17 protein-coding genes are annotated in these 17,829 nt (G+C 61.9%); 1 reads left to right on the top strand and 16 read right to left on the bottom strand.

Annotated features, from left to right (window positions below):
- Window positions 1-14: 14 nt before the first annotated feature.
- Window positions 15-422, top strand: a complete 408-nt coding sequence (locus CEQ44_RS14470) for a hypothetical protein (RefSeq protein ID WP_088190833.1) — start codon at window positions 15-17, stop codon at window positions 420-422.
- A 207-nt stretch (window positions 423-629) separates the two neighbouring features.
- On the opposite strand, the gene CEQ44_RS14460 is transcribed toward CEQ44_RS14470, so the two are convergent.
- The 16 genes from CEQ44_RS14460 to CEQ44_RS14390 form a co-directional block, all read right to left on the bottom strand.
- Window positions 630-809, bottom strand: coding sequence for a hypothetical protein (locus CEQ44_RS14460; protein WP_144036362.1), 180 nt, complete (start codon window positions 807-809; stop codon window positions 630-632).
- 77 nt (window positions 810-886) lie between these two features.
- Complete coding sequence (locus tag CEQ44_RS14455; RefSeq protein ID WP_088183954.1) at window positions 887-1,165, bottom strand: hypothetical protein; 279 nt, start codon at window positions 1,163-1,165, stop codon at window positions 887-889.
- 118 nt (window positions 1,166-1,283) lie between these two features.
- Window positions 1,284-1,421, bottom strand: a complete 138-nt coding sequence (locus CEQ44_RS24465) for a hypothetical protein (protein ID WP_176400300.1) — start codon at window positions 1,419-1,421, stop codon at window positions 1,284-1,286.
- Window positions 1,422-1,464: 43 nt separating this feature from the next.
- Window positions 1,465-1,806, bottom strand: coding sequence for a hypothetical protein (locus CEQ44_RS14445; protein WP_088183956.1), 342 nt, complete (start codon window positions 1,804-1,806; stop codon window positions 1,465-1,467).
- A complete protein-coding gene (locus CEQ44_RS14440) occupies window positions 1,803-2,210 on the bottom strand; it encodes a hypothetical protein (RefSeq protein ID WP_088183957.1) in 408 nt (135 codons plus the stop codon). Before CEQ44_RS14440 ends, CEQ44_RS14445 begins: the two co-directional genes overlap by 4 nt.
- A gap of 79 nt (window positions 2,211-2,289) precedes the next feature.
- Window positions 2,290-2,544, bottom strand: a complete 255-nt coding sequence (locus tag CEQ44_RS14435; RefSeq protein WP_088183958.1) for a hypothetical protein — start codon at window positions 2,542-2,544, stop codon at window positions 2,290-2,292.
- Complete coding sequence (locus tag CEQ44_RS14430) at window positions 2,541-3,083, bottom strand: glycoside hydrolase family 108 protein (RefSeq protein ID WP_088183959.1); 543 nt, start codon at window positions 3,081-3,083, stop codon at window positions 2,541-2,543. Before CEQ44_RS14430 ends, CEQ44_RS14435 begins: the two co-directional genes overlap by 4 nt.
- The gene (locus tag CEQ44_RS14425) at window positions 3,083-3,490 is read right to left on the bottom strand and encodes a hypothetical protein (RefSeq protein WP_088183960.1); all 408 of its coding nucleotides are present in this window, start codon (window positions 3,488-3,490) and stop codon (window positions 3,083-3,085) included. The genes CEQ44_RS14430 and CEQ44_RS14425 overlap by 1 nt, the downstream gene beginning before the upstream one ends.
- Before the next feature lie 23 nt (window positions 3,491-3,513).
- Window positions 3,514-3,684: a hypothetical protein gene (locus CEQ44_RS24460; protein ID WP_176401081.1), complete on the bottom strand. Its 171-nt coding sequence runs from the start codon at window positions 3,682-3,684 to the stop codon at window positions 3,514-3,516.
- Window positions 3,681-6,329 carry a hypothetical protein gene (locus tag CEQ44_RS14420; protein ID WP_088190018.1) on the bottom strand — a complete coding sequence of 883 codons (2,649 nt, stop codon included), beginning with the start codon at window positions 6,327-6,329 and terminating at the stop codon, window positions 3,681-3,683. Before CEQ44_RS14420 ends, CEQ44_RS24460 begins: the two co-directional genes overlap by 4 nt.
- A 2-nt stretch (window positions 6,330-6,331) precedes the next feature.
- A complete protein-coding gene (locus CEQ44_RS24035; protein ID WP_088183962.1) occupies window positions 6,332-6,526 on the bottom strand; it encodes a hypothetical protein in 195 nt (64 codons plus the stop codon).
- Window positions 6,523-8,331, bottom strand: coding sequence for a hypothetical protein (locus CEQ44_RS14415; protein ID WP_088183963.1), 1,809 nt, complete (start codon window positions 8,329-8,331; stop codon window positions 6,523-6,525). Before CEQ44_RS14415 ends, CEQ44_RS24035 begins: the two co-directional genes overlap by 4 nt.
- Before the next feature lie 365 nt (window positions 8,332-8,696).
- Window positions 8,697-14,741 (bottom strand): acetyltransferase, encoded by a 6,045-nt coding sequence (locus CEQ44_RS14405; RefSeq protein WP_088183965.1) that lies wholly within the window; start codon window positions 14,739-14,741, stop codon window positions 8,697-8,699.
- Window positions 14,742-16,889, bottom strand: coding sequence for a transglycosylase SLT domain-containing protein (locus CEQ44_RS24730; RefSeq protein ID WP_217895011.1), 2,148 nt, complete (start codon window positions 16,887-16,889; stop codon window positions 14,742-14,744). It lies immediately after the preceding gene.
- Window positions 16,890-17,393 carry a hypothetical protein gene (locus CEQ44_RS14395; RefSeq protein WP_088183966.1) on the bottom strand — a complete coding sequence of 168 codons (504 nt, stop codon included), beginning with the start codon at window positions 17,391-17,393 and terminating at the stop codon, window positions 16,890-16,892.
- A complete protein-coding gene (locus tag CEQ44_RS14390; protein ID WP_088183967.1) occupies window positions 17,386-17,787 on the bottom strand; it encodes a hypothetical protein in 402 nt (133 codons plus the stop codon). The genes CEQ44_RS14395 and CEQ44_RS14390 overlap by 8 nt, the downstream gene beginning before the upstream one ends.
- Window positions 17,788-17,829 lie beyond the last annotated feature (42 nt).

Genomic DNA, 17,829 nt, shown 5'->3' with positions numbered 1-17,829 from the left:
CCCACATCTGCACATTGAGCGAACCTGAAGATTATCGGATCACCGACGGCACGCGCGTCTGGAATTTCGACTGGAGCGAGCGATTCGGGCCGAGCCTAACAAACGGCAAGGGAGAGATCCGCGCCAACCCATGGCCCGCCGAGCGGTCGCCGTTCTGGCGATGCTTCCACCTATGGCTCAACCAGGGCAAGCGCTGGGAGCCTTCGGGAGCCAAGGGCGTCCGCCTGGCGATATGGAACGAACCACCGGCAGCGCGCTATGTGCTCGATCCGCGCGGCGTCATCATCAGGGCGGACGAGCTGGAGTTTTTCGACGAAACCTATTCGCCGTGCATCTATGTCGATCAGGCAGGCCAGCCGTATAGTTTTCCCCGGAAGCGGAAGCGCGAGGCGCAGATCGTCAAGCTGTTGGGCCTGAAATGAGGCGACGTCGACGGCCAGCCCGGCCGCCCTCGCGCCCATGGACGGCAGACGAGGACGCCAAGCTGCGCGAGATCAATGAACTCGGTCTGTGTCACGAGTGGTGGCACTTCGCGATCCCCGATCGAGGCCTTCACGAGATGTTCGAGAGGCGGATGGAGCTGGGAATCAAGATGGCGAAACTCCTGTGAAGGCGAACAAGAACGCCTCTCAGGTCGCTTTCTGAAGGGATCGGCAAGCGATCGCAAATCCGAGCCGATCCAGCTTGACCAACTGTCGGCCGAGTGTCCGCGCTCTTCCGATGTCGCCCTTTTCAATGAGGCCGGTATATCGCTCCTTCGCGCGGCGTTCGATCTCGGTGATGCGGATTATGGGTTCATCTTTGATCATGGGCAAAGCATAGCCCAATTTTCGATACCCGGAAAGATATTGACCATTTAGTCAATAGCTTAACCGGTCAGTCTGGATCAGTTGACCACGATGCCTCCTTTTCCCAGCTGAACCTTGATCCCGTTCAAACCCGCCGTGCAGCTCGCGGACCTGCCAATGTCGTTATCGCTGCTCGTGCCCTCCCAGAAGGTATGCAAAGGCCATTGCTCAGGCATATGCGGGCGCAGGCACCGCAGGGCGAGGCGAACAGGCGCGGTATCCACCTTTTCCTTTGACGCTCGGTCGCGGGCTTCCTCCAGTACCTGAAGCGCTAGCTCTATGATGGCGACGTCATTCTTGCTCAGGCTCCGACTCATGTGCGGAGCATGGAGGGGTCCGGCGCGAGGAGCAACCTTGACCGGCTCAGCGATCCGTGGTGCTATTCGGTGACCCCGGCTTCTAAGCTCCCCATTGCTGGGTAGGGGTCAACCATCCCTATTTCTCGTCCGACCACGCCTTGATGCTCGCCACCGTGTTCCGGCAGTCAGCCCCGGCCTCGATCACGTCGACCAGGAACGCCGACGCCTGCGCATCGGTGAACGCGCCATCCCGCCCGGCCGGGGCAGGTGGCACTGGCTCGGCCGCGCACGACAGGTAACGCGGCGGCACAGGCACCCTAGCGGGCGGCGGAGCGCTTCCGCAGGCGGCGCATAACAGCATCGACCCCAGGCCCAGCATCATCATTGGTCGCGTCATGGGTGACGATCTCCCTCAATTCCTTGATTTCGGTCTGCGTCCGCGCCGCCAGCGCGATCTCTGTGAGCGCAGCGGCCTTGGTGGCGCGGGCGGCGACGGCCTCCAGCTTTGCAGCGGTCGCCTCGTTCTTGAGTGCCGTGGCTTGGTTCGCCTGGCCCGTGCCGACGCAAGTGGCTGGCCCCCATGCGACCAGCGCGCCGAGAAGGACGCCGGCCGCGAAGGGCAGGCTCTTTGCTGACAGGATCGCGGGCAGGGCGATCATGGCCTTTCGCTCCGGCAACGCCCTGTCCCCAGCGCATCTTGCATGCAGCATTGCGTGATCATCTGCACAAGGTATGCCTCCGCCTCGTCGCCTGGATCACGCTCGCCGATGCTGCGCCATAGCGCCTGCGCGACATGCACCGCCTCATGGGCGAGCAGTCCGGCAAGCTGCTCGACCGGCCGCTCCTTCCCCGGCTTCTGCATGGTGATGACGCAGGTGAGGGCGTCGCCCTTTTCTAGCATGTGCGTGGTCGCGTTGGCTGTGGCGCTGCCCAGGAAATTCGGGGGCGGGCTGACATTCAGCCGCTTCATCTCCTTCTTGAATGCCTTTTCCGACGTGGTGAAACCGACATAGATCGGCCAAGCGCCCATGCCATAATAGGTGATGTGCGGCTCGTCGCTCATGGCGCCATCCAGTAGGCAGCGCCCAGCAGCAGCGCGGCCCAGAGCGCCGCCGACAGCGGGATGCCGATGAGCAGGCCCTTCATCCTGCGCGCTCCTCGACCTTGGCCTTCGCGACCTGCCTATCCTTCAGCGCGATCGCGCCGGCCGTCGTGCCGACGAGGGTGGCGATGCCAGCCGGGTAAGCGAGGCAGAAGCCTTCGAGCGACGCCTTGATGACGTCGGACGCCACCAACACCGGCACGGACACGGTGAAGACGATGGTGCCGAACGCGCCCAGGACGCGCTGCACTTCGTAGGTGCCGTTGATCCCCTTAAGGGCTTCGAGGATCTTCATGCCGAGATCCTCGACAGCCAGCCGTATAGAAACGCTTCGTTCGCGCTGCGCCCTTCGCACAGCGACAGGTAGCGCTCACCCTGCTGGGCGTTAAGCACCGCCAACAGCCGCCGCTCGCCTGCCGCGCCGCGCTTTTTCAGGAAGGCGGTCAGCGCGTCTCGCGACTTTTGCCCGGCCACACCATCGACGAGCAGATCGCCATAGTCCTTGGCCTGGTTATTGAGGCCGTTCAACGCGCGCTGGAGGAACTGGCCAGCGACCTTCGGGCCCATGTTGACACCGGTGTCCACCAGCTCCGCGCCGATCGCGGCCGAGATGGCCGCAATCTTGTCGAAGCCGGGCGCCTCGACATACATCTTCACATAGATGCCCCGCGCAAAATCCCGCGTCATCGACTTCATGGGCCCGGTAAAGCCATTGGCGCGGGCGGTAGCGATCGTGATGCCATGGTTCGTCTCACCGCCAGCATCGCGCGGATCGTTCACATAGCCGCCCTCGTTCGCCAGAACCTCTTCGATGATATTGTTGATGCTTGCCATCATTCACCTCCTATCGGTCGCTTGCCCGTCGCAATGTCCTGGATCGCCCGATCGGCGCTCAGTTCGATCTGCGCGGCCTGGCGGATTTCGCCCTTCACATGATCGCGCAGCTCGGCGTCCACGCGGCGCAGAAACCAGACCCGCACCATGCGAACGATCCGATCCGACGCGAGGCCGATCAGCGCGGCCGCGGTGGCGGCATCGGACGGATTGAGGCCCAGCCGGGCAATCACCCACCGCGCCAGCAGCACGACCATGCCCATCAGCAGCACGTCGATCATCAGCACCTTGAGCGTGACCCGGCGTCCCTCGCCCAGCATCAGGCCATATTTGGCGGCGGTGCCGATGGCCCACCCCATGACGATTGCGCCATATTTGGCGATCAACGCCTCACCCCACGGCGTCATCGGCCAAGTCCTTCCATCCGTCGTCATTGCTTGGCCTCCGGCCAACTTTGCCGCACCCAGGCCCAGAAGCCCGGCGTCTCGCGACAATGTCCTTCCCATTCCGCCTGGGTCATCCGTCCGGCGCGGTAGCGGGACAGGATGTCCTCGAACTCGCGCGCGGCGTCAGGTTTCAGCACGGCGATCATAGCGGTCACCGATACGACAGCGAAAAAGCGGACTTGCTGGTCATCGCCCGGTTGCCGGTCCCGGAGTTCGCCACCGCGGAAAACAAGCCGAGCTGATTCGCCCAACATATGCCGCGCCAGCCATTATCAGCCGCGCTAGTGCGGGTGACCCACGCTTCGCCATCGATCGAGGTCATTACGCGGGTGCCTGTGCCGGTCTGAGCCACTGCGGCAAAAAGGCCAATCTCAGGTGCCCACGAGACGGCATACCAATCATTATCTGCTGCGCTGGACCGGATGGTCCACGTCGCGCCGTTCGCGGATGTCATCACCCGGTTGCCGGTGCCCGTCGATGCGACAGCGACGACTAATCCCAGCTCATGAGAATATGCGATCGATCGCCAATCATTGTCGAAGGCGCTCGTCTGCGACACCCAGGTCAAGCCGTTGAGCGAGGTCATCACCCTATTGCCGGTGCCGCTGGTTGAAACGGCGACGAACATGCCGAGCTTCTGCGCCCAGCAGACATCTACCCACGAATTGGCGGCCGGCGTGTTCCTGGCAGTCCACACCAATGCATCAGGAGAAGTCATCACACGCTGAGAAGCGCCCGTCGTGCTAACCGCCGCGAAGAGGCGAAGTTCGGGCGACCAGCAAACCGACTGCCAGCTATTATCCGCTGCGCTGGCACCGATCGTCCACGTCTTGCCGTTCGCGGAGGTCATGACCCGGTTGCCCGTGCCTGTCGATGCGACGGCGACGAATATGCCCAGTTCCGGCGACCAGCACACATCGTTCCAGGCATTGTCCGCGGCGCTTGTCCCAAGCGTCCAGTCGATGCCATTGAGCGACCACATTGCCCGGTTGCCGGTGCCGCTGGTCGATACAGCGACCATGATACCAAGCTCAGGCGACCAAGCCGTTCCTGACCAATTATTGTCCGCTGGCGTGGAGCTGGATAACCAGTTGTTGGCGGTCAATTGATTCCGCTGCGCGACATTCGCCTTTATCAGGGCGGTGTTGCTGGTCCACCCGGTGGTCGTGCCGTTCGTGCCGTTGAACGTGTAGGTGAGGCCAGACGTATAATCTCTGTAGTCGCTGCCTCGATAACCGATCACGCTCCCATTAGGACTGCCGCTATTGATTTGAGAGAAGCGTGTCGTGGCACCGAGATACCTCCTGATCGCCCCGTCCGCCTGGCGCGTCACTCCGTTGATCACTCCACCCAAAGTGATCCCGCCGAAGGTTGGTAGGGCTAACTGCGATGCAGCCGGGCCGATGTAAACGTCCGTGATCATATTGGCGGTGCTGGACCGGATCAGCGCAGTCACAGCCGGACCCGGATCGGCAATCGAACCAGGATCAAAGTGGAAACCCTGAATGTCGTAAGCGGTGAAGAGGATGGCGCGATCGTCACCAGTCTGGCCGAAGCCAGTCATAATTCCGCCTTTGACGGAGACGCTGGTGATCGTAATCACCGGACCGCCAGCATCGTTCAAGAACTGGACGAAGTGCGAATCCGTGTTGTGCATGTTTACGTCGTTGAAGGCGACCCCCCGGATTTCAGCGCAGCCGTTGAAGAAGGCAATTGCACCTGGCCGCCGATCGACAGCGGCGACATCCCCCGCGAGCGCCCCGCCGTAAGAGCCGCCGTTGATGCAGTTATCGATCCACTTCGTGCCCAATCCAAAGCTGAACGGGGACGACTGGACAAGGTCGGCAACGCAATTGTTGATGTTCGAATATATCAAGCCAGCCGTGGCAGTGACCGTTTCGGCCAACAGCAGACGCACACCGACATCGCAGGTGCAATTCGAGAGGATGCCCCCACGGACAAGGAAGTTCCGAATGCGCCACAGCGTGCCGCTTCCATGGCAGCGGTTGTTATTGATACGGAATCCACGTCCCTTATACAGGTCGCCGATCTGTCCTTCGTCGCCGGCGTTACCCGTCGCGGGCCAGTCGGTCGTTATCGCAAAGCCGCTGTTGTTCGTGCTGAAAAGGCATCCGTCGATGCGCACGCCGCGACCATAGGTATAGATGCTCTCGAAGCAATTGCTGAACTGGCAGTTGAGTATCTCGATATCGAGATCATCATTATTATTGTTGTTCTTCTGAGCAACGATGGCGACGTTATCACCAGTTGTTCCCTGGCTTACAAACTTCAGGCCGACGATGCGCTGAAGGCTGCCACGGCAACGCAGTGCTGCTTGCTTCGTGTTTCCGGCCGGTGGCGTGAAGACGATGATCGCTCCGTCAGTGCCACTTTCCGAGATCGTGCCGCCAAAATTCCCGTTGAGCCCGTAAAGGCTCTGGCCGGAATTGGGGAAGTCGAGCTGCTTGTCGCCGAGCATATAGCGCCCGTCATGGATCGCCACATTCTTGCCCGTGCTGATAGCCTTCTGGATAGCTGCCCAGTCGAGACTGTCGTTGGGGGACGTGACATGCGGATAATCAACCTGGAGCGCTTCAAGCGAGCGCTTGTTGATGCGCAATGGCAGCGAGTTCTGTATCCAATACCCGACCGTCCGCAACGTCCCGTCGCCGATCGCGCCATAGTCGCGCGCGAACAATTCAGCTTTGAGCCGCGACATGGGGCTTTCATCCGAATATTCGATATCCGGGTGGAAGCGGGGCAGCTTCGACAACTCCATAGAACGATCGGCGATAGCCATGATTATGCGTCGTCCTCGCGCGGGGCTGGCGCATCAGCCGGCTCTTCGTAGGGCTGCGACTTGAGCTGAAACACGGCATTCCACATGCCTTTGGTTTCAGCAAACGGCACAGGAGCCTTCTCAGCCGTCATCATCAGGGCGTTGAGAAGGGGTTCGGAGATCAAGAAACTAGCCATTGAAGCCTTCCATTCCGTCATGCTGTGCGAATTTTCAGGGTGGAACCCGTTCGGTAAATGCTGCCGACTGCGACCCCTCCGGCATTGGCAGCGGCATCGTCCGCATAAGCAGGGGGCAAGTCGGTGAAGGCGATGCTCTTGGCCTTGACGTTGCCGAAGCAATCAATCTCGAACTGTGGCGAATAAATCAGCCAGCCAGAGAAGGTGCCGGACAGCGAAATGGCGGCGGGCGCAGTGCCGCTAACGCTGATCGCCTGTGACCCATAGACGCCAGCGGCCTCGTAAGAGGATAGGGCGTTGGCTCCATCCTTGATGGTGGCGCCGGTGAAGGTCGGGGTGAATGCGCCGCCAGCCGACGCGCCGAATCCAATCCCGTAAACCGACGACGCGTCGATACCGATGACGGAATTTTCGGCATGCTTGTCGCCGGTGATATGGATCGCCCAGAATGCCGCGTAGTTGGCGATGTTGCGGGACGTCATTTCCAGCGCAGCCGTGCTTCGACTGACGCCGTCGGTGATCATGTATAGGTTGTAGCGGTTGACGCCGCCGAACACGCTGTCGGACCCCGAATTATTGGTCAGATCAAGTTCGGTATTGGTGGCGAAAGACGCTTTATAACCGGCGTGCAACTCGAAATTATTAGCCTGCGCCCAGGCGTTGCCGCCGCCTGGATCAGCCACGATTTCATTGTATATGCCGACCTTAGCTAGGATCGCTTGCGCGTTGATCCACATCCATCGGCAACCGCCATCTGAAATGTTGAGGCCGGTACCGCTAGGGCCAGGTCCGCTTACAGCGGACGTCCCCGCTTTGATGCAGCGATAGACGGCATTCACCGGAAACGAAAACTGGACGTTGTCGCCAAGGGCATATGCCGTGTTGGGTGCCCACAAAGCCGCGTAGCCGGTCCTGACCCTCGTCATCAGGCAAAGCGTCTGTTCTTCGCTGTTCCCGTCGTCAGCCGTCTCGTTGACCAGCAGCAGCAAACCGCGCTGATTGTCCGTCTCGGCAGTGCCGGTGTTGGACGAAATCATCGTTTCGAACGACAGCGACGCGCCGCCTTGGCCAAAGTAAATGCCGGGGGCAGGAATAGGCCTGCCGTTAGGGCTGAGATCGCGAAACGCAAATGGCCCGACGATATCTAGGATCTGCTCGGCGACGGCGTTGCCGACCGAGATTTCGACTATATCACCCTCCAGCCGGCCGATACCGAGCACGACCGTATTGCCGAAATATGTGTACCCGCCGCGCGAGAGACGCGACCCGTTGACCGTGACCGTCGGTATGATCTGAAGGTCGAACGGCAGTTTGTATTCGGTCTGTCCTGCTTCCGCCGTGAAGGCCTGTGAGAATGCACCGCCTTGGCTCCCCGTGCCGTCCACGAAGGTCCAGCTTCCGTCCGCGGCGACGCGGGGGAATAGGCCAACCACCGAGCCGCCGCCAATGGGCGCGCGGGGCGTTCGGTCTATCTGATCTTGCAGATAGATGTTCTGGACCGCTAGCCGGTCGAATGATGGATTCAACGTGCGTGGGTTGAACGCTGTCACCGATCCGAGATCGATCCCGACACCGAACGCTGGCACGGACACGATCAGGAACTCGGGCAGCTGTGTGGCGGTGGGAGGTGTGCCAAAGACCACCGATCCGCCTTCTGTGTTTTCGGCAGGTATGATGGTGAAATTGAAGCCGGTTAACGGCTGGCCGTCGGGGGCAATTAACTGGACCTCAGTGGCGGACATCGCGCGGAAGCTGAACGGGAACGAGGTGGCAATACCGTTCGGATAGAACGGGCCGTCATAGGCATTGGTTTTCGTGACACCCATTCAAATCGTCCCGCGTTGAGGCGGGTACTCAACTAGCCCATGGACGCACGGGCTTGCATAGGCGGCGGCGATGTTCCACCAGTGGGCTTAGGGAGTTCTTTCGATGAACGATACATCGCCAGCTTATCGATCAATGCCAAAAGATGTCGCGGTAGTTTTCCTCGCATCCTGGGCATCAGGGATCGCGGCAATTTTTGGGAAGGGGGTCGTTGCACCAGTAGAGGGGCTTGGGTTCGGCCTACCCTTGTTTGCCGTTGGTCTTCTGGTCCTGTTTGCCAAGCGCCGATCGCCATCGCGCCTCCAAAGTGCGGTGATCACCGTCATGGCTATAGCGCTGATTGGCGGGTACGGGCTCTACTACGGCGCTACTCGGACTTAGCCTTCCCCTTCGTCATTCCCCGGTACCACTCCGCCGCCGTCTCTGGATCTTGCTCGCCATTGCCGACGTCGACCAGGAACTGCGCAGACGTGGCGACCTGCCCGGGGACGAGGCCAGTCCAATATCCAGCAACCTCTAGCACATTGCGTACCGGCCGCTTCGCATCCTTGCCCTCGATCGCTTTATGCACGTCGCGCGCGCTTTCTACCACAGATTGAAACGCACGCTGCATCGGCGTGAACTGATAGTCGAACGGTTTGCCGCCCGTCAGACCCTCGACGATCGGGGACGCGGCATCGCGCACGCCGGGAATCGGCCCGAGCGACTGGAACAGCATTTGCTTGAATGCCCAGAAGCCCCAGTCGTCATCGTCGCCCGGTCCGTTGCCGGCGAGGATCTGGGACAAGAGAGGTGGCACGACGATCAACCACCATGCGCGCGAGAGCACGGCGGGCAGATCGCTTAGCTTTCGGACCCCTGCGATATCACGCCCGAGGGTCCGCTGCCGTTGATAGAAGGCGCTCATATAGCTGTAGAATTGCGTCATCAGCCTGAGCGCCTGGCCCCATTGACCAGTGCCACGCACGACGGCCGCGAGATCTTTTGGCGAGCCGGACCCCTGCGACAGGCGAACCGCCTTGTCAGCGGCATAGATCGAAGCCTCCTCGTCCATGCCAGCCGCCTGCGCCTTGTTATAGGCACCGATCCACGTAGGGACCACGACCATGCGGTCCATATAGCCGATGCCGTGGAAGGCGAACCGTTTGGCCGCGTCGAGATATTGCCCGCGCCCCTGCATCTGCTGCATCGTCAGGCGAATATCGCGGTCGAGAGTGTCCATGCGGCTGCGCACTTCACCCGACTTCTCCATCACCAGGTTGAAGCTATCGATCGGATGCGCCGTAGTTTGCGCAATACCAGCCGCCACCCACTTGCCGCCGACATATTCGATGCTGTTGGAATAGCCTCCGAGCTGCGTCATCATCGTCGTGAAGCGGAAGCCCATGCCGACGATCGTCGTGTTGGCGCGCAGCCTCTGCATGAAAGCACCGATGCCCTCGTTGCCCGCGCGCTCCATCGCCCAGCTATTGGCTACATATTTGAGCCATGGCCGGAACTGCTTGCGGATCTCCGGGCCGATCGTTCTATCTACGGCACGCATGATCCGCTCGGAGCGCAGGAATTTGTCCGCCTGTAGCACCGCCTCGCGATGGGTGATGTCGTGGATGACCTCGCCCAAGTGGCGATTGATGACACCGAGCTGGAGGAGGATAGGGCGCTTCACCTTCTCGCTTCGATCCTTGGTTGATGAGGCCCGCGTGCTGGCGCGGGTGTATACCGTGTCGAGCAGATCGGAGCTCTTGCCGGCATTCTCCTCTGCCGCGTAGCTTTTCGACGTGTCGTAAATGGCGGGGTAATAGCCGCCGCGCAGCTTCTGCGCGGTCGCGCCTTCGCCGACCCACATCTCTACGGCCTCGACCTTGTCAGGCTCCACGCCGTTGACGCGGCGCTCCATGGCGGCTGTGGCGGGCCAGAGCGTTTCGACGATATCCCACACATTCTGAACAAAGGTCCAGTCCGCGGGCGTTAATTCGCGGTTGAGCAGCTCGCGCACCGATGTTTCGCGCCAGCCGTAGCCGTCTGTCAGGCGCTGGATGTTGCCGGCGTTGCCCATGTTGAGCGCCAGCGCGATCAGCTGCTCACGTTTCATCTGATACGGCTGGCCGGTTTCCCGATTGAAGAGCACCGGATCGCTGAAGCGTTCGGACCAGCGCCGCAGGTGTTTGCGATCCAGCTTCTCGAACTCTCGCCGAATCCGGCCGTGATAGTCCGCGATCATCGCATTCTCGCGGCCCTGCGCGTCGGCGAGCGGTCGGAAAACGATCCGATTGAACGCGCCGTTACTATTGCCACCGTCGAGCCAATCGAAAACCTGCTCCATTTTGAGGAGGGCGGCATCGAACGCGGCGACCTTGCCCTTCACGCTGTCCCACCGACTGGGCTCCATCAGGTCCGATGGCGGGCGCTGCTTCATTGCCTCCATGCCCTTGACGGCTTCGCCCACGACGAGCTCGAAATCGGCGTTCTCGCGCCCGTCGATCAACGTCTGTTTCAGCTTGCCCAGGTGGATGATCTGCTTCACCGCCTCATCGAGGCCGATCAGCTTCTCAACCGTCAGGCGCGACCAGTGCGTTTTGCCGAGCGATTCCGCGAAGGAGGGCGGGACGACGACGTCATAGCCTTCCGCCTCGCGCTGAGCTGCCCAAGCCTCAAAACTCTCTTGCCGGTTGAGAGAGCGTTGCGTCCGCTCTTTCATCTCGACCTGCTCCAGCAGCAGCTGCGCGCGCTCCAGATAGTCTTGATCGACCGACTTGACGGTCCGACGCTTGGCCCACTTCTCCAGCCGTGCAACAGCCTCGTCCACGGTGTCAGCCCCTCGGCGCGCAGCGGCGACCAGCGCATTGTTGATCATCTGCGCCTGTTTCTGGCGGAAGGCCTCTTCGTGATCCTTTGCGATAACAGCATCCATCGCGGCCTTGCCCGCCTTTGCAGCCGCGCGCTCATAGCGGATGATTGCGGAGCGGCTGGCCACATCGCGGACCCGGCCCTCCATGATCTGCTTTTCCGCCCAGCTCTTCGCCACACTGTAGGGGGTGACGCGGTTGCCGGTCATACGGCCGAGCACGCGCAGCTCGGCACCCATCACCTCGCCCAGCCGGTCGGACTGGACGGCGGCAAGGGCCTCGTCCTGAATACTGCCATCGGTGAAGGGATCGCCGTAGCGCTCCAGCATGATCTGGCTGACTTCTCGCTCGATCATCGCCTTGCGCACGGAACGCTTGTCGCCATTATCGCGCATCTCGCGCCGGCGGATCTCCACACCCATGAGGGTCCGCACCATGTCGTCGCCAGACTGGAACCCCGCCATCTCCGCGACCTCGTCAGGGTTTGCACCATTCTCGCGATGTGCCGGGGGCACCTGACGCGGCAGCATCGCCGTGGCATCCTCGCCATGATGGTCGCGCACCCACTCGCTATCGATCGGATTGACCTTGAGCAGCTGAAGGGCGCGAAACTCGGGCAAAGCGTCTATGCGGCGCGTGACGTATTCGCGGACATCCTCTTCCCGCTCCCGCCACTCCTTCGTGACACGGCGCTTCACCGCGTTCATCGTCTTCGCAAGCATCCGGTCCTGCGCCTCTTCGCGCGCTATGGCGGTCAGATCCTGATAAGCGGAATATTCCGTCGCTGACATGCTGGCGGGCTTATCGGGGAACAGGGCTTCGAGATGCTGCGCGGCGACCGCGTTGGCGAGCTCCTCATCGGATGCGACCAGCCGGTCCATGACGGCGCGCACGTCATCGCTGATCGGCGAGCGAAGGCGCGACACGCTATTGTAGAGCGAGATCATCCAGGCTTTGAAGGTGTGGAACATCCGCTGCATGCCCGGCGATGGGGCTTTCCCCTCCATGAGGTAGCGCTCGACGCCGCGCGCCCATAGCTCGTGCGCGTCGACCGGGATCTTGCCATCTTCGAGAGGGTGGCCGTTGGCGGCAAACCAGTCCTGCACGATCTGCCAGTCATCGCGAACTTGTTGCGGCGCGTCCGGATCTGCCGCGTCCTCACGCAATTCCTCCAGCCACAGATGACCGGTTTCATGGAGAAAGGTGGATTGGTCCTGCGTCTGGAACAGCTCAATGATGGCGTCGGCACTCTGCCCACCGGGGAACAGGATGCGACCGCGCGCACTATCCTCGCCCTGCATATAAGCATCGCCTTCAACCTGCTCGGCAGCATAGTCCTCGATCGCCTTGCGAATATCGGCCCGGCTGGCGCTGTCGGGATCGATCCCGCGATTCTCCAGCAGCCCGCGCAGCTCTTCCGCCGCATCGCGGACAGATCTGTCGCGAGATACGAGCGTGCGGTCGCGGCCCGCGACACCTTCGGCGATCGCGTCGAGCATCTCATTAGCGGTAGGACGCTCCGCAAACTCCGGGAAATAGCCTGCTTCCCATGCGCGCTGCGCCCACGCATCGGCTCCATATTCATTCTCGCCAAGGCCGCCGTTGTCGAGTAGCTCACCCTGATCCTTGAGCAGTTTGCGCTTGCCGGGCTTTTCCCTGTGCCAGGCGTCGGCGCCCATGGCCTTCAAATCGCCACCGGTATCGACGATACCCCCGCCGCGAGAGATGAATTCCATCAGCGTTGGGCCGAGACTCTGCGTTGGGTCTTTCCGGCGCTTCATGACGTCGATCGTGACGTCGAGCTGGTCCGCCTTCTGAACCGCAGCGATTGCTTCGGGCAGCACCTGGCGCACCTGAAGGCCGTCATATTCCGCACCGGTCAGCTCGCGGCCCATGCGCGTGGCGCGGGTGGCGGCGCGCTGGGTCAAGAACTCGGCGTTCTGCCGCGCCATCGACGGGACCATGCCGGCACTCGACAGCTTTTCAACGATCGTCTGTAGCAGCTTGTCGCGCGGCGCGTTTAGATCGCGCGCGGCCCGCTCCTCATCGGCCATGCGATCGGTCATCTCGGCCATGACGTCCGCCATCGCCTCATCAAAGGTCTGCGCTTCCCGGCGCGACATCCCGCCAGCCGTGAGGCGCATATCCTCTTTCAATACATCCCAGGCAGGTTTGCCCGCCAGCTCGGACACCGCCGCCTCGATCGGAAGAACGAAATCGCCGCCGGTCGCAATGGCATCGCCTATCTCATCGCGCCACTGGTCCAGATCGCCGTCATAGGCGTCACTCTGCATGTAAGCCTGCACCGCTTCGGCCGGGATGAAGACATTGTCTGCATCGACATCGTCGGCCATCTCGCGCACCAGGTCCGCGAACGCAACGGAATCGCGAGCCTTGAGCTTGGAGCCGCTCGCGGCCTCACCCATTTGATCGAGAGCGGCGGCGTCATCCTGCGCTCGACGCGAACTGATAACACGATCGGCCACCTGTCCCGCGGCGCGGGCAGTGCGTTCGGTGGCAAGCGTGATGCCGGTGGTCGCGCCGACACCGCCAATGGTGGCGACGAGGGTGGCAGCAGCCGCCTCCGGGCGTTCCTTGAGATAGTCGGCGAATGGCTTGTCGGGGTTGAGCGCTGCCCACTCATTGAGATCCTGTAGCACCGTCGCCAGCTGCTCGCCGGGGATTTCCGACTTGATCTGATTCCAGAAGGTGCGAAGCACTGGGGCCTTACTGGCCATGTCGCCGACGAGGTGGCCGATCGGTAGACGTTCGGTTGCAACCTCGATGGCGCCTTGCGACGATGCGTAAACGGTCGCACCCAAAGGCGAGAGGCCCTTATCCCTGGCTTTCAGATATTCCTGGCCGCCCGTCGTGATGCCCGCCACGCTCGCGCCAGCCGTCGGACCTGCCAGCACACCAACACCGATCGAGGCGAGGGTGGTCGGCACACTCTCAATACCCTGAAGCAGGTTGTGCGCCGTCCAGTTGGACACGTCGGGCCGCGCGGCTGCTGCCATCTTTTGGCCTTCGCGCGCGCGCGCCTCCGAAAAGTCCGCAATCACACCCTCGACCGACCCACCGAACAGCTTGTTCTCGACCCATGCGATAGGGGAATAAGCCTGCCCGTTGCGGGCCATGGCACCGACCGTGCCCCAGATGCCGCTGGTAGCCTGATACAGGCCCGCCTCTAGCGACCCGCCGATGTTCTGACCTGCTGTCTTGAGGTAGCTGAAGGCCTTGCCGAGCAACCCCAGACTGGACACGTCATCAGCGCCTGCCGCCATGCCGCGCGGGTTACGCTCCGCCCAGCGCGCGATCGTGCCATGGTCCTGCTGGAGCGTGGCCGCACGATTGATCTGCGCGGTCCGCTCCAGTGTACTCAGGTTGGCGTCGGCCTGGCTGGGATTTACACCGAAGGTGCGCGCTAGGCCATTTGCCTTTGCCGTGGAATCAGGATCGGGCAGTTGCCGCAGCGCAGTCGTGCGGACCTCATGGAAATAGTCGTCGAGCGGATCAGCCGCGGCGCTCTTCGCGCCCGGCGTCAGATAGTCGGGCAGATCATCCATTTACCAGAATCCCGGTCGGCCAAGGTTGGTGACGTAGGTTTGCGTGACCTGCGTATCATTGGGCTCTCGCCCGTTGTGGTTGCGCGCCCAGGCGCTGACAATGCGACTGCGCACATTGGCAGGGATCGATGGAACGCTGTAGGCCTCGCCCGGCTCGACCTCGAACCGACGCTTTTCGTTGGTCCCCCACAATTTGCCCGGCACGCTCACCGAAAGCGTTGCACGCTGATAGGCTATTCGCAGCTCATCATCGGTCGGCTGGCGCTTGCCGCCAGTCTGAGAGGTGAGATAGCCCTCCATGTCGTCGTAAACCTTAACGAATTTCTCTGGGTCATCCTTGGGATCCAGCGACAGCTTGTCCGTCTTCGACCAGAAGGCGATCGTGCTGCTGATCTTCGAGCGGATGCTGACCTCTTCGCGCGATGCGTATTTCGCCTGACGCCCGATCAAGGTCTTATATTCACCCGGCGTCATCTGATTCTGGAATGGCCGCAGATCCGTCCGCGTGAAGGCATCAGGATCGATGGTCGACAGGACACCGAGCTCGATCGCCTTGGACCCACCTTCGCGCGGCCTCTCCGCAGCGATACGTGACCGCAGGTTGCTCTCCGCCATGTTCTTCATGGTCATCTGCTGCTGTGGCGACATCGAAGCGAATGACGTGCCGAGCTGCGACACGTCGGTGAAAGCATCGCCCAGCTGCACTGCGCGCGAAACGCCGGCGTCATAAGCCTGCTCTTCGCGTCCACTTTGAATGGTTTTGGCACGAGCGATCCGCCGATCGACTTCCGCCTGAGCAATCTTCTTTTGCTCGGGAGTAAAGCCTTCCTGCGCTGCGAACGTTTCAAACCGCTGAATTTCAGCGGCGGGGTCGATATCCGTCGACGCGCCGGCGACGCCCATGCGCGCGGCAAAGTCGGTGACATATTTCTTTGTCTCGGCTGGCAGATGGTCGCGCCAGTCCTTCCCGCTCTTTGCCGCCTTCGCGATCGCGCCACGGACGCCAGTGCCCCTTGTGGCCGATCCCGGCCCCGCGTTGTAGGCAGCGGCAGCTTTGAGGGGGTCGCCGAAATCGCTCAGCTGCTTCTTAAAATAGGCTTCGCCGAGCGCGACGTTATAGGCGTGGTCGGTCTTATATTTATTCTCGTCCCACCTGAGCCCTGCGAGCTTGGCCGCTTCCGGGGCGGTACCGGGCATGACCTGCGCGGGGCCGATCGCACCCTTGGGACTGGTAAGAAACTGCCCGCCCTTGCCGGTACCGCCTTCAATCGGGATGATGCCATTCTGGAAAAGGCTGTTCGACGAATAGGCGACCCCATCACCGGCCGGGACATTAGGCGCAGACTGGCCGCCAAAAAACTTGTCCGCTGCCGCAGTGGCAAAACGGAGCTCCATCGGCTCCTTCAAAATGCGAGTGACCGAAAGAGTGTGGTCGGCGTTGAAGTCGCCGCGATGAACCGCTGCATAGCCGATCGCGTCGTCCTGCCGATTATCGGCGAGCAGCTGGTTGAGGACGGCCAGCCGCGTCGCGGACGTGTAATTGCGCTTGGCAACCGTCAGGCCCACACCTGTGATGCCGTGGACTTTCGCTTCCGCTTCGACAGCGGTCAGACCCGCATCGAGATTAGCCCGAAAGGCCTTGTCGTCCGACCAGTTCATGACGGCCGTATCCATGAACTGGGCCTGCTCGCCCTTGGCAACAGTCACCTGCTGCGTCTTGAGCGCACCGATACTATGCGTGCCGATCTTGTCGGCAAAACCGGTTTCGATCCCGACCGCCGCCTGATCGAAGAAGCGGCGCATCCGGTCGTTGGTGGCTTTGCCCGAGAAGTCCTGGCGCAGCTTGGTCAGCTGCTCGCGTGTGCCGCTAGAGCCATTGAGCGCGTCGATACCTTCGCTACTCAGGTAGGACGTAACGAGAGGGTTCGCCTGAGATTGGTAGTCGAGCAGCAGCTGGCGTGCCTGCGTCTTGTCGAACTCCTCATTAAGGGCGTCCTGCTGGCGCGCATAGCCGACCGCTTGGCCGCCGAGATCGCGCACTCCATCACCGATCGCCTCGCCAATCGGGTTGCGCACCGGCTGGACGGCCCCGACCGGACGCGCTGCGCGCTCTACGTTGTTGCCGCGAAATACGGGTACCGTGACCATTTAGCCCCCCATGCCCGCACGGATCTTGCCATATTCCTTGGCCCCGCCGACCAGGGTGGACGCGACACCAAAGCCACCACTGATGAGCGCGGCCGTGCTAGCGTTGCGTTGGGACTTGGCTTCCGCGCGATAGTTGGCACCCTGAATCAGGAAGCCGCGCACATCGCGGTTGGTGTTTTCAGCGATGGTGCTGGCATCCTCCTCGCCATACATGGCCGTGTCGCCCACGAAATCAGCAGCCGACCCGAAACTGATGTCCAGGCCATTCGCGGCCATCGCCGCCCGCTGCGCGCCCATACGCTGCGATACCTCGCGATAGTGCTTCACCTGATCCTGCTTGCCGCGCTCGAGCGCATCGGCGGCGGATGCGCTGGCTTCGCGGCTGTTGGCTTCCGCCTGACGCGCAGCACCGCGCGACTGAGCGCTTGCTGCGAGGGCGGAATAGCCGGTGCCAGCGGCGGCGACGCCGGCGCCGATCAGGGCAAGGGTCGCGGGCTCACACATCGGCAGATATCCTGAAAGGTAGAAAGTCGAGTCCGCCATGAACTTCCCGCTTGTCTCCAATGCCAAATCCCCAGCGCTTGAGCAGGCGGATGGCGCGGTCATTGTCGGCCGACACCAGATTAACGAGGGTTGGCGTCGTCTGGCGCATATGGGCGATCACGGGGAGGCCTTTGACAAGAAAGGAGCGGCCCTGCTTGTAAACTGCATCGGTCCCCAGAAACCATGGAACGCCGACGCCTTCCACCAAGTTGAGAGCGACCAAGCCGAGCATCGCAATCGGCACGCCATCCGCCAGGACAGTCAGCGACCAAAGCGACCGACGCCGCGCAGCGCGCAACGCCGCTTTGGGATCGTGCCCCATGGCAAGGCACTCCAGACGGTCGATCTCCCGCATGCTACGGGCAAGGCGGCCTATGTGCCGGGCAAGGGAAGGCAC

This window comes from Sphingobium sp. Z007 (genome assembly GCF_900013425.1).
In the GTDB taxonomy this organism is placed as follows: domain Bacteria; phylum Pseudomonadota; class Alphaproteobacteria; order Sphingomonadales; family Sphingomonadaceae; genus Sphingobium.
Note: the sequence above shows the minus strand (reverse complement) of the source record. Positions and strands in the feature narration are given on the sequence as shown.

Coding starts and splice junctions, on each gene's coding strand:
- CEQ44_RS14455 (WP_088183954.1), bottom strand. CDS start 1,165: ATGAGTCGGAGCCTGAGCAAGAATGACGTCGCCATCATAGAGCTAGCG.
- CEQ44_RS14420 (WP_088190018.1), bottom strand. CDS start 6,329: ATGGCTATCGCCGATCGTTCTATGGAGTTGTCGAAGCTGCCCCGCTTC.
- CEQ44_RS14445 (WP_088183956.1), bottom strand. CDS start 1,806: ATGATCGCCCTGCCCGCGATCCTGTCAGCAAAGAGCCTGCCCTTCGCG.
- CEQ44_RS14440 (WP_088183957.1), bottom strand. CDS start 2,210: ATGAGCGACGAGCCGCACATCACCTATTATGGCATGGGCGCTTGGCCG.
- CEQ44_RS24035 (WP_088183962.1), bottom strand. CDS start 6,526: ATGACGGAATGGAAGGCTTCAATGGCTAGTTTCTTGATCTCCGAACCC.
- CEQ44_RS14460 (WP_144036362.1), bottom strand. CDS start 809: ATGATCAAAGATGAACCCATAATCCGCATCACCGAGATCGAACGCCGC.
- CEQ44_RS14395 (WP_088183966.1), bottom strand. CDS start 17,393: ATGTGTGAGCCCGCGACCCTTGCCCTGATCGGCGCCGGCGTCGCCGCC.
- CEQ44_RS24730 (WP_217895011.1), bottom strand. CDS start 16,889: ATGGTCACGGTACCCGTATTTCGCGGCAACAACGTAGAGCGCGCAGCG.
- CEQ44_RS14425 (WP_088183960.1), bottom strand. CDS start 3,490: ATGACGCCGTGGGGTGAGGCGTTGATCGCCAAATATGGCGCAATCGTC.
- CEQ44_RS14390 (WP_088183967.1), bottom strand. CDS start 17,787: ATGCGGGAGATCGACCGTCTGGAGTGCCTTGCCATGGGGCACGATCCC.
- CEQ44_RS14430 (WP_088183959.1), bottom strand. CDS start 3,083: ATGGCAAGCATCAACAATATCATCGAAGAGGTTCTGGCGAACGAGGGC.
- CEQ44_RS14435 (WP_088183958.1), bottom strand. CDS start 2,544: ATGAAGATCCTCGAAGCCCTTAAGGGGATCAACGGCACCTACGAAGTG.
- CEQ44_RS14415 (WP_088183963.1), bottom strand. CDS start 8,331: ATGGGTGTCACGAAAACCAATGCCTATGACGGCCCGTTCTATCCGAAC.
- CEQ44_RS14405 (WP_088183965.1), bottom strand. CDS start 14,741: ATGGATGATCTGCCCGACTATCTGACGCCGGGCGCGAAGAGCGCCGCG.